At 70.9% G+C, this 14478-nt stretch carries 14 protein-coding genes; 7 read left to right on the top strand and 7 right to left on the bottom strand.

The window, feature by feature from the left end:
• The first annotated feature begins 47 nt into the window (after window positions 1-47).
• The gene (locus tag QWJ38_RS21970) at window positions 48-1199 is read left to right on the top strand and encodes a GNAT family N-acetyltransferase (protein ID WP_290361276.1); all 1152 of its coding nucleotides are present in this window, start codon (window positions 48-50) and stop codon (window positions 1197-1199) included.
• A gap of 48 nt (window positions 1200-1247) precedes the next feature.
• On the opposite strand, the gene ppa is transcribed toward QWJ38_RS21970, so the two are convergent.
• Window positions 1248-1787, bottom strand: coding sequence for an inorganic diphosphatase (ppa, locus tag QWJ38_RS21965; protein ID WP_290361275.1), 540 nt, complete (start codon window positions 1785-1787; stop codon window positions 1248-1250).
• A 219-nt stretch (window positions 1788-2006) separates the two neighbouring features.
• Between ppa and QWJ38_RS21960 the strand changes: the two genes are divergently transcribed.
• A complete protein-coding gene (locus QWJ38_RS21960; protein ID WP_290361274.1) occupies window positions 2007-4193 on the top strand; it encodes a sodium-translocating pyrophosphatase in 2187 nt (728 codons plus the stop codon).
• 162 nt (window positions 4194-4355) lie between these two features.
• Window positions 4356-5210: a J domain-containing protein gene (locus tag QWJ38_RS21955; RefSeq protein WP_290361273.1), complete on the top strand. Its 855-nt coding sequence runs from the start codon at window positions 4356-4358 to the stop codon at window positions 5208-5210.
• 21 nt (window positions 5211-5231) lie between these two features.
• Here the strand turns inward: QWJ38_RS21955 and QWJ38_RS21950 are convergent, their stop codons facing one another.
• The 4 genes from QWJ38_RS21950 to QWJ38_RS21935 are packed head-to-tail and all read right to left on the bottom strand — an operon-like array spanning window position 5232 to window position 8682.
• Complete coding sequence (locus tag QWJ38_RS21950) at window positions 5232-5780, bottom strand: ABC-type transport auxiliary lipoprotein family protein (RefSeq protein WP_290361272.1); 549 nt, start codon at window positions 5778-5780, stop codon at window positions 5232-5234.
• Complete coding sequence (locus tag QWJ38_RS21945; protein ID WP_290361271.1) at window positions 5780-6736, bottom strand: MlaD family protein; 957 nt, start codon at window positions 6734-6736, stop codon at window positions 5780-5782. The genes QWJ38_RS21950 and QWJ38_RS21945 overlap by 1 nt, the downstream gene beginning before the upstream one ends.
• A gap of 9 nt (window positions 6737-6745) precedes the next feature.
• Window positions 6746-7561, bottom strand: coding sequence for an ABC transporter ATP-binding protein (locus tag QWJ38_RS21940; protein WP_290361270.1), 816 nt, complete (start codon window positions 7559-7561; stop codon window positions 6746-6748).
• A 2-nt stretch (window positions 7562-7563) separates the two neighbouring features.
• On the bottom strand, window positions 7564-8682 hold the full coding sequence (locus tag QWJ38_RS21935) for an ABC transporter permease (RefSeq protein WP_290361269.1): 1119 nt from the start codon (window positions 8680-8682) through the stop codon (window positions 7564-7566).
• Window positions 8683-8930: 248 nt separating this feature from the next.
• Between QWJ38_RS21935 and QWJ38_RS21930 the strand changes: the two genes are divergently transcribed.
• From QWJ38_RS21930 to QWJ38_RS21920, 3 genes are all read left to right on the top strand, one after another.
• Window positions 8931-9395: a hypothetical protein gene (locus QWJ38_RS21930; RefSeq protein ID WP_290361268.1), complete on the top strand. Its 465-nt coding sequence runs from the start codon at window positions 8931-8933 to the stop codon at window positions 9393-9395.
• A gap of 107 nt (window positions 9396-9502) precedes the next feature.
• The gene (locus QWJ38_RS21925) at window positions 9503-10267 is read left to right on the top strand and encodes a L,D-transpeptidase family protein (protein WP_290361267.1); all 765 of its coding nucleotides are present in this window, start codon (window positions 9503-9505) and stop codon (window positions 10265-10267) included.
• A gap of 146 nt (window positions 10268-10413) precedes the next feature.
• Complete coding sequence (locus QWJ38_RS21920; protein ID WP_290361266.1) at window positions 10414-11106, top strand: hypothetical protein; 693 nt, start codon at window positions 10414-10416, stop codon at window positions 11104-11106.
• Between the two features lie 13 nt (window positions 11107-11119).
• Here the strand turns inward: QWJ38_RS21920 and QWJ38_RS21915 are convergent, their stop codons facing one another.
• A complete protein-coding gene (locus tag QWJ38_RS21915) occupies window positions 11120-11452 on the bottom strand; it encodes a PspC domain-containing protein (RefSeq protein WP_290361265.1) in 333 nt (110 codons plus the stop codon).
• Between the two features lie 212 nt (window positions 11453-11664).
• Between QWJ38_RS21915 and QWJ38_RS21910 the strand changes: the two genes are divergently transcribed.
• Entirely contained in the window at window positions 11665-13455 is a 1791-nt protein-coding gene (locus QWJ38_RS21910) for an ABC transporter ATP-binding protein/permease (RefSeq protein WP_290361264.1), read from the top strand.
• On the opposite strand, the gene QWJ38_RS21905 is transcribed toward QWJ38_RS21910, so the two are convergent.
• Entirely contained in the window at window positions 13452-14402 is a 951-nt protein-coding gene (locus QWJ38_RS21905; protein WP_290361263.1) for a universal stress protein, read from the bottom strand. The two genes, QWJ38_RS21910 and QWJ38_RS21905, sit on opposite strands and share 4 nt — an antisense overlap.
• Window positions 14403-14478: the final 76 nt, after the last annotated feature.

The raw sequence follows: 14478 nt of genomic DNA, 5'->3' as shown, positions 1-14478 counted from the left end.
CATCAAAGCGCCGGCTTTGCGTCTGCCCCTAAGATTTGCCTCCATCCATGAGCAATGACGAAGCGACGCTGCGCGTCGACGACCACCCCGCCGCCTTGGCGCCCGAAGCCTGGAACGCGCTGCTGGCCAGCGCCGACGCGCCGACGCCCTTCATGCGCCACGAGTACCTGCAGGCGCTGCACGACTCGGGCTCGGCCGTGGCCGACACCGGCTGGCGCGCGCAGTTCGCCAGCGTCTGGCGCGGCGACGAGCTGCTGGCCGCCTGCCCGGCCTATCTGAAGAGCCATTCCTACGGCGAGTATGTGTTCGACTGGGCCTGGGCCGATGCCTATCGTCGCCACGGCCTGGACTACTACCCCAAGCTGCTGGTCGCCGTGCCCTTCACGCCGGTGCCGGGCAGCCGGCTGCTGGCGCGCGATGCGCCCTCGCGCGCGCTGCTGATGCGCGGGCTGGAGCTGCTGGCCGAGCGGCTGGAGCTGTCCTCCGCGCATCTGCTGTTCGGCGACGCGGCCGACCGGGCGGCGGCCGGCGAACAAGGCTGGCTGGCGCGCAGCGGCGTGCAATTCCACTGGCAGAACGCCGGCTGGGCCGGCTTCGAGGACTTCCTCGCCTCGCTGCAGCGCGACAAGCGCAAGAAGATCCAGCAGGAGCAGCGCCGCGTGCGCGAGGCCGGCATCGAGTTCGAAGTGCGGCAGGGCGCGCAGATCACCGAGGCCGACTGGGACTTCTTCTACCGCTGCTATCAGCTGACCTACCGCGCCCACCACAGCACGCCCTATCTGACGCGCGACTTCTTCCGCCGCATGGCCTCGACCATGGCGGCGCACTGGCTGCTGTTCATCGCCAAGCGGGGTCAGACCCGGATTGCCGCCTCGCTGATCGCGCTCGATCCGGAACGCGGCCAGGCCTACGGCCGCTACTGGGGCGCCGTCGAGCCCGTGCCCTGCCTGCATTTCGATGCCTGCTACTACCAGCCGCTGGCCTGGTGCATCGCCAAGGGCTATGCCCGCTTCGAGGGCGGCGCACAGGGCGAACACAAGATGGCGCGCGGCCTGCTGCCGGTCGAGACCCATTCCAGCCATTGGCTGGCGCACCCGGACTTCAGCGACGCCGTCGCCGACTTCCTCGCCCGCGAGGGTCAGGCGATGCGCGGCTATATCGACGAGCTCGACGAGCATCGGCCGTTCAAGCGGCCATGAAAAAGAGCGCCCGCGGGCGCTCTTTCGATCGAAGGCCTGGCCTTGCGATTATTTCTGCAGCGACTTCGCGTAGGCAGCGATGCCGGAAACGATCTCGGCCTTGGCGGCCTCGGGGCCTTCCCAGCCCTTGACCTTGACCCACTTGCCCGGCTCGAGGTCCTTGTAGTGCTCGAAGAAATGCTGGATCGCGTTGAGGCGCATCTTGTTGACGTCCTCGGGCTTCTGCCAGTGGTCGTACATCGGCAGGATCTTGCTGGTCGGCACGGCCAGCAGCTTGGCGTCGCCGCCGGCCTCGTCGTCCATCTGCAGCACGCCGATAGCGCGGCAGGTCACGACCACGCCCGGGGTCAGCGGGAAGGGCGTGATCACCAGCACGTCGACCGGATCGCCATCGTCCGACAGCGTCTGCGGCACATAGCCGTAGTTGCAGGGGTAGTGCATGGCCGTCGTCATGAAGCGATCGACGAACAGCGCGCCGCTTTCCTTGTCGACCTCGTACTTGATCGGATCGGCGTTCATCGGGATCTCGATGATCACGTTGAATTGTTCGGGCGCCTTGGCGCCGGGCGTGACGTTGTGCAGGCTCATGATGTTCTGAAACGCGAGGGGAAACCCGGATTCTAGCGGCTGAGCTTGCCGCGCCCTGACGCCCGCACAGGGGGCAATCCGCTGGTAAACGATCAATTGCCGTGTCAAACGCGTCCCTTAGCATGCGGCGAGCGACCTGATCGATCGCGTGCAGCACTGGCGCTGAGAGACGGGCGTCCCCTTTATTCACACGGCAGATACACACAAGGAGACATGTTCATGTCGACGGAAGTAGCGCTGTATTTCGCGCTGGCCTGCGGGCTCGCCGCAGTCTTGTATGGCTTCATCCAACGAAGCTGGATCTTGAGCCAGGATGCGGGCAATGCCCGCATGCAGGAGATCGCCTCGGCCATCCAGCAGGGAGCGGCCGCCTATCTGGCCCGCCAGTACAAGACGATCGCCGTGGTCGGCATCGTGCTGGCCATCCTGATCGCGGTCTTTCTGGACAAGACCTCGGCGATCGGCTTCGTCATCGGCGCCGTGCTCTCGGGCGCCTGCGGCTTCATCGGCATGAATGTCTCGGTGCGTGCGAACGTGCGCACCGCCCAGGCGGCCACGCAGGGCATGGCCCCGGCGCTGGCCGTGGCCTTCAAGGGCGGCGCGATCACCGGCATGCTGGTCGTCGGCCTGGGCCTCCTGGGTGTCGGCCTGTTCTTCTGGATGCTCAGCGGCGGGCAGAAGGTCGATGCCGCCACGCTGAAGCCGCTCCTGGGCTTCGCCTTCGGCTCCTCGCTGATCTCGATCTTCGCCCGTCTGGGCGGGGGCATCTTCACCAAGGGCGCCGATGTCGGCGCCGACCTGGTCGGCAAGGTCGAGGCCGGCATCCCCGAGGATGACCCGCGCAATCCGGCCGTGATCGCCGACAACGTCGGCGACAACGTCGGCGACTGCGCCGGCATGGCGGCCGACCTGTTCGAGACCTACGCGGTCACCTTGATCGCGACCATGGCGCTGGGCGCGCTGATGGTCGGCGGCGCCACCATCAACGCGGTCGTCTACCCGCTGGTGCTCGGCGGCGTGTCCATCATCTGCTCGATCATCGGCTGCAGCTTCGTCAAGGCCAGCCCCGGCATGAAGAACGTGATGCCGGCGCTCTACAAGGGCCTGGCCGTCGCCGGCCTGCTGTCGCTGGTCGCCTTCTTCTTCATCACCCGCGTGATGTTCCCGCAAGGCCTGACCCTCAACGCCGGTGGCAGCGTGTCGGCGATGGCGCTGTTCGGCACCTGCGCCGTCGGCCTGGTGCTGACCGCGGCCCTGGTCTGGATCACCGAGTTCTACACCGGCACCCAGTACTCGCCGGTGCGCCATATCGCGCAGGCCTCGACGACCGGCCATGGCACCAACATCATCGCCGGCCTCGGCGTGTCGATGCGCTCGACCGCCTGGCCGGTGCTGTTCGTCTGCGTGGCCATCCTCTGCTCCTACTGGCTCGGCGGCCTGTACGGCATCGCCGTCGCCGCCACCTCGATGCTGAGCATGGCCGGCATCGTCGTCGCGCTGGACGCCTACGGCCCGATCACCGACAACGCCGGCGGCATCGCCGAGATGTCGGAGCTGCCGGACAGCGTGCGCGCCGTCACCGACCCGCTGGACGCCGTCGGCAACACGACCAAGGCGGTCACCAAGGGCTATGCGATCGGCTCGGCCGGTCTGGCGGCGCTGGTGCTGTTCGCCGACTACACGCACTCGCTCGAGAGCCGCGGCATGACGGTCAGCTTCGATCTGAGCGACCCGAAGGTGATCGTCGGCCTCTTCATCGGCGGCCTGATCCCCTATCTGTTCGGCGCGATGGCGATGGAGGCGGTCGGTCGCGCGGCCGGCGCCGTCGTCGTCGAAGTGCGGCGCCAGTTCCGCGACATCAAGGGCATCATGGACGGCTCGGGCAAGCCCGAGTACGGCAAGGCGGTCGACATGCTGACGACGGCCGCGATCAAGGAAATGATCGTGCCCTCGCTGCTGCCGGTGATCGTGCCTATCGTCGTCGGCCTGCTGCTGGGCCCGGCCGCGCTGGGAGGCCTGCTGATGGGCACCATCGTCACCGGCCTGTTCGTCGCGATCTCGATGTGCACCGGCGGCGGCGCCTGGGACAACGCCAAGAAGTACATCGAGGACGGCCACCACGGCGGCAAGGGCAGCGAGGCCCACAAGGCCGCGGTGACCGGCGACACCGTCGGCGACCCGTACAAGGACACGGCCGGCCCGGCGGTCAACCCGCTGATCAAGATCATCAACATCGTCGCCCTGCTGATCGTGCCGCTGCTGCCGATGACGGCGGCCAGCCAGAAGCCGGCCGAGCCGGCGGCCGTCGCGGCCAGCGCCGCGGCGCCGGCCTCGGCGCTCGATACGGCGGCGCCGGCTGCTCCGGCGGCGGCCAGCGAGCCGGCCTCGGCCGCTTCTCAGCCCTGAGTCGGGGCCGAGGGCAAGCCCTGCGGCTTGCCTGACGCCCGACGAAGGCCCGGCCGCCTGCCAGCGGACGGGCTGAGTCAAGCCCTTTCGTGACGGAATAGACAGCCCGCTTGCGGGCTGTTCCTACTTTGGGGCCGCGCAATCCGCGCCGACAATGGGGCCATGATGAACACGGCGATCACCCGGCAGGAACTGGAGCGGCGGCGCTCCCAGCTGCGCGATCTGCAGTCCTTCCTGGCCGATCAGGAGCAGGAATTCGCGTTGCTGCGCGGCCGGATCCAGGTCTTCGTCGACCGCTACACCGATCTGCTGGGCCCGCTGTACATGGAGCTCGATGCGCTGGAGTCGCAACTGCACTGCGCGACCAGCTATCTGGCCGAGGCGCTGCGCCGCAACGGCGTCGCCGCCCGCTCGCCGAAGCCGCCGCGCGCCACCGAGCTGCCGCGCCTGCCGCAGCTGCCCGGCGGCGCACCGCTGCCGCCCGAGCCCAAGGGCGGCCTGGTCGAGCTGGGCCCGCCCACGCTGAAGACCCTGTACCGGCGCGCGGCGATGCGCCTGCATCCCGATCTGGCGCCCAGCGAGCGCGAGCGCCGCCAGCGCGAGCAGCAGATGATGATCGTCAATGAGGCCTACGCGGCCGGCGACCGCCGGCGGCTCGAAAGCCTCTTGCTGGCGGCCGGCGAGGAGCCGCTGAAGGTCCATGGCGGCAATGCCGACGCCGTGCGCGACTGGCTCTCCCGCAGCGAGCAGGCGGTGCAGGGGCGGCTGCGCGTGGTCCAGGCCCATCTGGCGCTGCTGAAGGCACATGCGATGCACCAGATGTGGCAGGCCATCGCCGCCGCCGAGGCGCAGCAGCTCGATCCGCTGGCGGTGATGGCCAGCCGGCTGCGCGCGCAGATCGCCGAGCGCCGCCAGGAGCTCTATATCGGCCAGCGCCTGCAGCCGGACTCGGGCCTGGCCCAGGCCTTTCTGCACCGGCGCGTCGAGCGCATGGGCGCGAGCAGCAGCGCCCACTGAGCCCGCACCCGGGCCCGCCGGTCAGCGCTCGGCCGCCCAGGCCTGCAGCCCTTCGAACAGCTCGTCGGCCGCGGCCGCCAGTCCGGCGACCGCACCGGCCGCATTCGGCGCGGCGGGCCGGCCGATCTCGAAGCGCCTGAAGCGCGCCCCGGCCCCCTCGCCCAGCCAGGCCCGCACGCTGAGCCGCAGCTCGCTCTGCGTCGGCGAGGCAAAGACCTGCACGCAATCCTCCAGCTCCAGCCGCAGGGGCTGCCGGGCGGCTGCCGTCGGCGAGGCCGCGCGCTGGCGCAGACGTTCGGCCAGCAGCGCCGCCGGCGGCGCGACCCAGCGGCTGTCGCGGTAGAACTCGCGCCGGTAGCGATCGAGGTAGTCGAGCCGGTAGGCGATGCCGCTGCCGTTCATCCAGCTCGGCGCGTCGATGTCCAGCAGCTGCAGCTCGACCGCCGCGGCGGCGCTGCGCGGCGGCGGCGCGCCCAGCTCATAGAGCGCCGGCAAGGCCGGCGGCTGGCCCAGCGAACAAGCGGCCAGGGCCGGCAGCAGAAGGGAGACGAGGCGGCGCGGCGGCAGCATCAGCGCCCTCCCCGGCCGGCGTCGAAACCCGGCTCGCCGGGACCGGGCGCCGCCTGGGCGCGGCCGAAGATCAGGCTTTGCGGCTGCTCGCCGAGGCCGGTCGCGCTGCGCTCGACCGCGCGCGCGGCCAGGCCCAGCTCGTCGACCAGCGGCTGCTGGCGCAGCCGGTTGGCGCCGACCAGGGCCAGCTCCAGCCGCTGCGTGGTCTGCTGCAACTGCCGCGCCGCGACGGCCATCTGGTCCAGCGCCAGCGAGCGCTGGCGCAGCTCCTGCACCAGCAGGGTCGATTCGCCGGCCAGGCCGTCGACGCGCTGCAGGCTGCGCTCGGCCTCCAGCAGCAGATGGTCACCGCGCTGGGCCAGCGGCTGCAGCGCGGCGGCGGCCGGCCGCAGCGACTGCGCCAGCTGCGCGACGCTGCTGGACGCGTCGCCCAGATTCGCCAGCGCCCGCGCCAGCTCGCGCTGGTTGGCGTCGCTGAGCAGGCCGTTCAGACGCAGCGCCACCTCGTTGACGCCGGCCATCAGGCGCGGCGCATCGCCGCTCAGCTGCTCGAACAGCGAGGGCCGCAGCTCGATCGGCAGCTCGGGCGGCCGCGCCTGCGCGACCACGCCCTCGGCATCGCTCAGGTCGATGAAGGACAGGCCGGTGATGCCCTGGAAGCCGAGCCGGGCGAAGGTGGCCGTGGTCACCGGCGCGCTCTTCTCGACCTCGATCGTGACCCGGATCTGGCGCGGCTGCGCCGGGTCGAAGGCGATCTGCTCCACCTTGCCGATCGGCACGCCATGCAGCTTGACCGGCGCCTTCAGGTTCAGGCCCGGCACGCCCTGGCGCGCAAGAACGGTGTAGCTGGCCAGCTCGCGGTGGTCGCCCTGAAACCAGGCGACCACCGCGACCAGCACGGCTCCCAGTAGCACGATGAAGGCGCCGGTCGCCAGCGCATGGGAGCGGTTTTCCATCGCGTATCCTCAGGCGGCCAGCGGAGCGCGGGTCAGGCTCTCGCGATAGCTGCGGATGCTGTCCTCGGCGCATTCGGCCACATGGCCGAGGAAGAAGTTGCGGATGAAGGGATGCGGCTGGGCCGCCACCTCGGCCAGTGTGCCGACGGCCACCAGGCGCTGCTCGGCCAGCACGGCGACCCGGTCGGCCAGCGCGAACAGGGTGTCGACATCGTGGGTGACCATGACGACGGTCAGCTTCATTTCGTTGCGCAGGCGCTGGACCAGTTGCACGAACTGCTTGGCGCTGGCCGGATCGAGCCCGGCGGTCGGCTCGTCGAGGAAGAGCAGCTGCGGGTCGAGGATCAGCGCGCGCGCCAGCGAGACCCGCTTGACCATACCGCCGGACAGCTCGGCCGGCATCTTCAGCGCATCGGCCCCGGCCAGGCCCACCTGGGCCAGCTTGCGCATCACCAGTTCGGTGATCAGGCCCTTGGGCAGCGCCTTCAGCTCGCGCAGCGGCAAGGCCACGTTGTCGAACACGCTCAGCGAGGAGAACAGCGCGCCCTGCTGGAACAGCACGCCCCAGCGGTGCCGGACCTGGGCCAGATCGGCCGCCGCGCAGGCACCCAGGCGCTGGCCGAAGACCCGCACTTCGCCGGCCGCCGGCACCTCCAGACCCAGCATCAGGCGCAGCAGGGTGGTCTTGCCGCTGCCCGAGCCGCCGATCAGGGCCAGCACCTCACCGGCGCGCACGGTCAGGTCCAGATCGCGGTGGATGACGACGCCGCCGAGCCGGGTCGTCACGCCCCGGACCTCGATCACGCTTGTCTGGTCGGCGGCCATCGCTACAGCCCCACGCTGGAGAACGCGACCGCGAAGATCGCGTCGACGATGATGACGATGGTGATCGAGCTGACCACCGCATCGGTCGTGCCGGCACCGAGGCTGATGCTGTTGGGCCTGATGCGCAGGCCGAAATGGCAGGCGACGAAGGCGATCAGCAGGCCGAACACCACCGCCTTGGACAGGCCCAGCCACAGATTGGCCGCCGGCACCGCCGCCGGCAGGCCCTGCAGGAACTGCACGTATTCGAGTCCCAGGGTCGCCTGGGCGGCGACCATGCCGCCCAGCAGGATCATGCAGCTGGTCCAGACCACGATCAGCGGCAGCGAGACCGCCAGCGCCAGCAGCTTGGGGATCACCAGCCTGATCGTGTGCGAGATGCCCATCACCGACAGCGCGTCGAGCTCCTGCGTAACCCGCATGACGCCCAGCTGGGCCGTCATCGCCGAGCCGCTGCGCCCGGCCACCAGAATCGCCGCCAGCAGCGGCCCGAGCTCACGCCAGACGCTGATGCCCAGGATGTTGACGACGAAGATGTCGGCACCGAAGTTCTGCAGCTGGCGCGAGGTCAGATAGGACAGGGTCACGCCGACCAGGAAGCCGACCAGGGCGGTGATGCCCAGCGCCTGCGCGCCGGTGCGGTAGACATGCGCCGAGATGTCGCGCCAGGCGATCAGGCTTGGCTGTCGCGCAAGCTGCAGGCCGTCCAGCGCCAGTTGCCCCAGCAGCCGCGTCGCGTCGAGCAGGTGGTCCAGCAGCGCCAGCAGCTGCGGGCCCAGGCGGGCCAGGCCCTCGGGCATGCGCCGGCGCCGCACGCGCGGCAGGCCCGGCACGCTCAGCTGCGCGAACAGCGATTCATGCTCGGGCAGCCAGGCCAGCCGCGTCGGCTGCTGCCGGCCCCAGGCCTGCCACAGCAACAGCGCGCCGGCATTGTCCAGGCGGCTGAGGCCGCGCAGATCCCAGTCCTGCGTGCCGGCGCGCACCAGGCCGGCGACGCGCTCACCCAGCTCCTCGAAGCGCTCGCGCAGCGGCAGCAGCGTCCATTCGCCGGCCAGCCGGGCGACCAGGCCGCCATCGGCTCCGGGCTCGGTCTCCAGGGTCGGCAGCGCGGCGGCGTCCATGCGGCCAGCATAGCGGCGAACGGCGCCGGCGGCGACACCCCATGGGCCCGACCCGCCCAGGCGCGCCAGGTCTTGCCTGCCGCCGCAGGTAGCAATTCGCAACAGTCGCCGTCCTACAAGCGGCCGCGACCGAGGCCGACCAGGGCGCCGAAGACGCAAGCCTAGAGTAACTCTCAGCCGGTCCGCTTTTCCGGCCGACCCAAGCCACCCCACCGCCCCCGCCGGGGGTCGAACCGAAGGAGTACCTCATGAAGTCCTCGAAGTCTCTTGCCACCGGTATCGCCGCCGCCAGCCTGGTCGGCATCATCGGCCTCGCCTATGCCCAGTCGGACCAGACGCAGGCCACCGACACCCCGACGACGGCCGAGCAGATCGAGCGCGACCGCGCGGCGATCGACGCCCAGATGCAGCAGCAGCCGGTCGACCAGTTGGCCCAGTCCAGCACCGACAGCTCGCTGCAGCGGCAGAACACCCAGCCGCAGGCCAATGACACGACGCAGCTGCCGCCGGCCGACCGGGCGACCCAGTCGACCGAGGCGAACTCGATGAACAACAGCACGAACAACAACACGAGCAACAACACGAACAGCAGCTCGAGCCCCAGCTACAACAGCAGCTCGCCGAGCTACAGCAGCGACACGACCTCGCCGATGCCCGACCGCGCGACGACGGTGGTGCCGACCGAGCGCGCGCCGCAGGCCGACCGCAACTAATATCGGGTGAGTAGCCGCTACAAGCGCCGACAGGCGCCAACCGCCCCCTGCAGCGGCTTGCCGTGCAGGGGGCTTGCTCGGTCCGGGGGCAGCCCATGATGAGGACGATGGATCTCGCGATCGCCGCCCGTCGCTGGCTCGATGCCGATGTGCTGGACGGCATGAAACGGGGCCTGCTGCTCGGCACGGCGCTGCTGGTGCTGCTGGTTCCGCCCCTGCGCCCGCCGCGGCCTGCACCACATGCGCCTGCGCTGGCTCGCCATGCGCCATCACCGCCCGCCCTGCTCCAGCCCGCCGCCCCGACGCGCCGGCTGGAGATGAACGGCGAGCGCGCCTCGCAGCCGGTGCTGCGCGTCGCGCGCTGGGTCGTCGAATCCGGCGACAACGGCAGCCGCTTCTTCGCCATCCTGGACAAGAAGAACGCGCGCGTCTTCGTCTTCGAGCCCGGCGGCCGGCTGCGCGGCCAGACGCCGGTGCTGCTGGGCTTCGCGGCCGGCGACGACAGCGTCGAAGGCATCGGCGACCGTCCCATCGCCGAGGTCAAGCCGCAGGAGCGCACGACGCCGGCCGGCCGCTTCGTGGCCGAGCCGGGTCGCAATGCGAACAACGAAGAGGTGATCTGGGTCGATTACGACGCCGCCGTCTCCATGCACCGGGTGCGCCTGAACAACCCCAAGGAGCGCCGCGCCGAAAGGCTGGCCTCCCCGACCGCCGCCGACAACCGCATCAGCTATGGCTGCATCAACATGCCGCCGGCCTTCTTCGAGAAGGTGCTGTGGCCCAACTTCCGCGAGCGCGGCGGCATCGTCTACGTGCTGCCGGAAGTCAAGCCGCTGACGCGGGTGTTTCCCGCTCTGGCGAAAGCCGCCTGAAGCCCGGGCGTCGAATATTCGGCGAACGCCAGGGGTTTCTCGCTACAAATTGCAGCGTTTGTCGCCACTCCCACTACATTTGAGCGCTGGCGAGACGGGCCCTGCCGCCCGGACTCGAACAACGAGCAGTACGGGGTTGGTGGGCGATGGTCGGAATTTCGGCGGCGCGGGCCTGGGGTGCCCGCGGAGTGGTGGCGCTTGGCCTCTTGGCGGCCTTCGCCGCGCAGGCACAGACGGCACCGGCGGTCGGCAATGCCGACTTCCGCGGCCGCGAGGCCTCCGGCGAGGCGCGGCAGATCGCCCGCTGGGCGGCCGAGGCCGGCGATGCCGGCGGCCGGCCCTTCGCCATCGTCGACAAAAAGGCCGCCCAGATCTATGTCTTCGGTGCCGACGGGCTCCTGGTCGAGGCGGCGCCGGCGCTGCTGGGCCAGGCCAAGGGTGACGAGGCGGCGCCGGGCGTCGGCCGCATGGTGGCCACCGGCATCCCGGCCATGCTGCGCACCACGCCGGCCGGCCGCTTCGAATCGGAGCCCGGCCACAATCTGCGCGGCGAGGCCATCGTCTGGGTCGATTACGAGGCCGCCGTCGCGATCCACCGGCTACGCCCGACCGCCCCCGGCCAGCGCCGCCTCGAGCGCCTGTCCTCCGGCTCGCCCGAGGACAACCGCATCTCGCTGGGCTGCATCGTCGTCGACCCGGCCTTCTATGACGAGGTCGTCGCGCCGACCCTGGGACGCCAACGCGGCATCGTCTATGTGCTGCCCGACACGCGGCCCTGGCAGGCGGTGTTCAGCGGCGCGGCCGTGGTGACCACGGCCAGCGCCGCCACGCCGCTCTGACGGCCCTGCCGCCTCACTCCTCCGGCACGAAGATCCACAGCAGCAGATAGAGCAGCACCCCGCTGCCGGCGCAGACCGCCAGCAGGCAGGCGAGCAGCCGCCACAGCCAGGCGGCAACGCCGGTGGCCTGCGCGATGCCGCCGCAGACGCCGCCCAGCCAGCGATCGCTGCGGCTGCGCCGCAATCCATTGAGTCCGGCCAGCGCCGCGGCGTCGCCGGCCGCCGCCGCGCTCGCCGTGGGCCCGGTGCCCAGCACGCGCGCCTTGGCGCGGGCGAACTCCTCGTCGGACAGCGCGCCGCTGCGGTGCAGGGCCGCCAGTTTCTCCAGTTCCTCGCTATCGCTCATGGTCTTGCTCCCGGATCTTCAGTCATCGATGGCCGCAGCTTAGCCCCGGCCGCCGCGGCGCGGCGAGCGCGATCCGACGAACTGCAGCCCGGGCCGATGCGGCCGGGCTCCGGCGCGCCGGCCCGCTGTCGGACGCGCGGGCTGGGCCCCGTCCGACAGCGCGGTCGGCGCCGTCGCGCTACCTTGCTGCAGGACCCCAAGAAGACCCCTCGATGCCCGCCTCCACTTCCTCCAGCACCACCGCCCCGCCACCGCCGCGCCCCAAGCCCAAGCCCCGGTCGCGCAACCGCCCACCGCCCCTGTCGATGGAGGCCTGGCGGCAGTTCTTCCAGGTCGCCAAGCCCTACTGGCTGGGCAGCCAGCGTCGCGCCGCCTGGGGGCTGCTGGCCCTGCTGGTCGTGCTGATGCTGGCCGAGACGCAGTTCGCCGTGATGCTGAACCACCAGACCGGCGAGCTGACCTCGGCGCTGGCCGCCCGCGACGCCGATCGCTTCTGGCATTCGGTACGCCTGTGCCTGGCGATCCTCGCCTTCGCGGTGCCGATCTACGCCTTCTACTACTACATGCGCGACGCCTTCTCCAACCATTGGCGGCGCTGGCTGACCGGGCGCTTCCTGGACGGTTATCTGGCCGACCGCCGCTATTACGAGCTCGGCAACAGCGGCGAGATCGACAACCCCGACCAGCGCATCAGCGAGGACATCAACACCTTCACCGGCCGCTCCACCCATTTCCTCTTGATCTTCCTCGGCTCGCTGATGCAGCTGCTGGCCTTCGGCGCGGTGCTGTGGGCGATCTCGCCGCTGCTGGTCGGCATCCTGGCCGTCTACACCGTGCTGGGCACCGTCGTCGCGCTGTGGGTGTTCGGCGTGCCGTTGATCAAGCTGAATTTCTGGCAGCTGCGCCGCGAGGCCGACTTCCGCTTCGGCCTGATGCGCTTGCGCGAGAACGCCGAGGCGATCGCCTTCTACCGCGGCGAGCAGCAGGAGCGCGCGCAGATCGAGCGCCGCTTCGACGCGGTCTACCAGAACTATGCGGCGCTGATCAAGAAGCAGCGCGCGCTGAACCTGTTCCAGCGCGGCTTCAGCCAGCTGACCCTGGTCGTGCCCAGCGTGATCCTGGCCGGCCGGGTGCTGTCGGGCGAGCTGGAGGTCGGCCTGGCGGTGCAGGCCGGCGGCGCCTTTGCCGCGGTGCTGACGGCCGTCTCGCTGATCGTCGACAACTTCGAGAGCCTGAGCCGCTTCGTTGCCGGCATCGGGCGCCTGCACACGCTGTCGCAGCTGCTGCAGCACAAGCAGGACGTCAAGTCGGGCGCGCCGCGCCTGATCGAGCGACAGGAGGGCGAGCAGATCGCGCTGGAGCAGCTGAGCCTGTACACGCCGCAGCACGAGCGCGTGCTGATCAAGGCGCTGGACCTGCAGCTGGCGCCCGGCGACAGCCTGCTGATCACCGGCGCCAGCGGCTGCGGCAAGAGCTCGCTGCTGCGCGCGATTGCCGGACTCTGGCGCCTCGGCGAGGGCCGCGTGCGGCATCCGCCGCTGGAGCAGCTGTTCTTCCTGCCGCAGCGGCCCTATATGCAGCTGGGCAGCCTGCGCAGCCAGATCCTCTATCCGGGACTCTCGGCCGCCGGCACCGAGCCCGACGCCGCGCGGCTGCTGCAGATCCTCGCCGATGTGCAGCTGCCCGATCTGGCGGAACGGGTCGGCGGACTGGATGCCGAGCAGGACTGGGAGAAGCTGCTGTCGATCGGCGAGCAGCAGCGCCTGGCCTTCGCCCGCGTGCTGGTGCACCGGCCGGCCATCGTCATCCTCGACGAGGCGACCAGCGCGCTGGACAGCGCCAACGAGGCGCGGCTGTACGAGCTGCTGCGGGCCCAGCAGACCACGCTGATCAGCATCGCGCACCGCGCGGCCCTGCTGGTCCACCATCGCCAGGTGCTGGAGCTGCAGGGCGACGGCGGCTGGCGGCTGTGCGCGGCCAGCGATTACCGCTTCGAGGGCTAGGCTTGCAAGCCCGCCAGCACCGCCTGCGCCGAGGCTGCCGCATCGCCGCCGGCCGCCGCAAAGCTGGCCTCGAGCTCGCGCCAGTCCTCGGCCAGCAGATGGCGCTGCGCCTGCGGCAGCACGACGCCCTCCTCGCGGCCCAGATGGTCCCAGACATAGTCGATGTACTGTTCCAGCCCGCGCAGCAGCGCGCGCAGGCCGTCCGGCCGCTGCGCCGGGCCCAGGCGCTCCAGCCGCTCCAGCTGCCGGCCGACCTGCTGCAGCAGCTGCTGGTCGCGCCGGTGCCGGTGGTCGAGCTCGTCCAGCTCGGCATTCAGGGTCGAGGTGCGCTGGCGCAGCAGGCGGAACAGCTGCTCCGATTCCTTGCCATGGTGCAGATCGCCGTCGAAGGCCCGCAGGTAGTCGAGCGCCGCGCGCATCGCCGCCGCTGACGGCGCCAGGCCGCCGGCCAGCGCCTGGCGCAGGCGCTCGCGCCAGGCCTGCAGCACCGCGGCCAGCCCGCGGTGCTCCTCGCGGATCACCTCGATCGCGCGCTCGCGCGCCTGCAGCCGCGCGCCGGCGGCCACCAGCACCGGCACGCCGGCATGGCGCAGCACCTCGGCGGTGACCGCGCCCAGCGCCGCGCCGGGACGGGCGCGGCCGCCATGCGAGGCGATCACGATCAGATCGCAGCCCAGGCGCTGCGCACTCTCGACGATCAGCGCATCGGCCTGCTCGCCGGCGATGCACTCGCCACGGCAGGGCACGCCCGCGGCGCGGGCGGCCGCGTCGGCCATGGCCAGCAGCGCCTCGGCGCGGGCGGCGGCGGTCGGCTCGGCCTGCGCCTCGTCCAGCACATGCACGATGCTCAGGCGCGCGCCCATCGGCCGCGCCAGCGCGATCGCGTAGCCGACCAGGTCGATCGCCAGATCGCCGGCGTCGATCGGGACGAGAAGGTGCTGATACATGCGAAATCTCCATCTGCGCCGGCCATCCCGGGCGCTCTTCACCACGACCGCGATGCTAGGCAGGCAGCGCGCCGGC

Origin of the sequence: Roseateles violae, from assembly GCF_030410485.1 — a bacterium.
Taxonomy (GTDB): domain Bacteria; phylum Pseudomonadota; class Gammaproteobacteria; order Burkholderiales; family Burkholderiaceae_C; genus Roseateles_D; species Roseateles_D violae.
Note: the sequence above shows the minus strand (reverse complement) of the source record. Positions and strands in the feature narration are given on the sequence as shown.

What these genes read in the sequence shown, in the direction of transcription:
- QWJ38_RS21955 (WP_290361273.1), top strand. Translation starts at nt 4,356, where the DNA reads ATGATGAACACGGCGATCACCCGGCAGGAACTGGAGCGGCGGCGCTCC.
- QWJ38_RS21925 (WP_290361267.1), top strand. Translation starts at nt 9,503, where the DNA reads ATGGATCTCGCGATCGCCGCCCGTCGCTGGCTCGATGCCGATGTGCTG.
- QWJ38_RS21910 (WP_290361264.1), top strand. Translation starts at nt 11,665, where the DNA reads ATGCCCGCCTCCACTTCCTCCAGCACCACCGCCCCGCCACCGCCGCGC.
- QWJ38_RS21930 (WP_290361268.1), top strand. Translation starts at nt 8,931, where the DNA reads ATGAAGTCCTCGAAGTCTCTTGCCACCGGTATCGCCGCCGCCAGCCTG.
- QWJ38_RS21905 (WP_290361263.1), bottom strand. Translation starts at nt 14,402, where the DNA reads ATGTATCAGCACCTTCTCGTCCCGATCGACGCCGGCGATCTGGCGATC.
- QWJ38_RS21935 (WP_290361269.1), bottom strand. Translation starts at nt 8,682, where the DNA reads ATGGACGCCGCCGCGCTGCCGACCCTGGAGACCGAGCCCGGAGCCGAT.
- QWJ38_RS21960 (WP_290361274.1), top strand. Translation starts at nt 2,007, where the DNA reads ATGTCGACGGAAGTAGCGCTGTATTTCGCGCTGGCCTGCGGGCTCGCC.
- QWJ38_RS21950 (WP_290361272.1), bottom strand. Translation starts at nt 5,780, where the DNA reads ATGCTGCCGCCGCGCCGCCTCGTCTCCCTTCTGCTGCCGGCCCTGGCC.
- QWJ38_RS21940 (WP_290361270.1), bottom strand. Translation starts at nt 7,561, where the DNA reads ATGGCCGCCGACCAGACAAGCGTGATCGAGGTCCGGGGCGTGACGACC.
- QWJ38_RS21970 (WP_290361276.1), top strand. Translation starts at nt 48, where the DNA reads ATGAGCAATGACGAAGCGACGCTGCGCGTCGACGACCACCCCGCCGCC.
- ppa (WP_290361275.1), bottom strand. Translation starts at nt 1,787, where the DNA reads ATGAGCCTGCACAACGTCACGCCCGGCGCCAAGGCGCCCGAACAATTC.
- QWJ38_RS21920 (WP_290361266.1), top strand. Translation starts at nt 10,414, where the DNA reads ATGGTCGGAATTTCGGCGGCGCGGGCCTGGGGTGCCCGCGGAGTGGTG.
- QWJ38_RS21915 (WP_290361265.1), bottom strand. Translation starts at nt 11,452, where the DNA reads ATGAGCGATAGCGAGGAACTGGAGAAACTGGCGGCCCTGCACCGCAGC.
- QWJ38_RS21945 (WP_290361271.1), bottom strand. Translation starts at nt 6,736, where the DNA reads ATGGAAAACCGCTCCCATGCGCTGGCGACCGGCGCCTTCATCGTGCTA.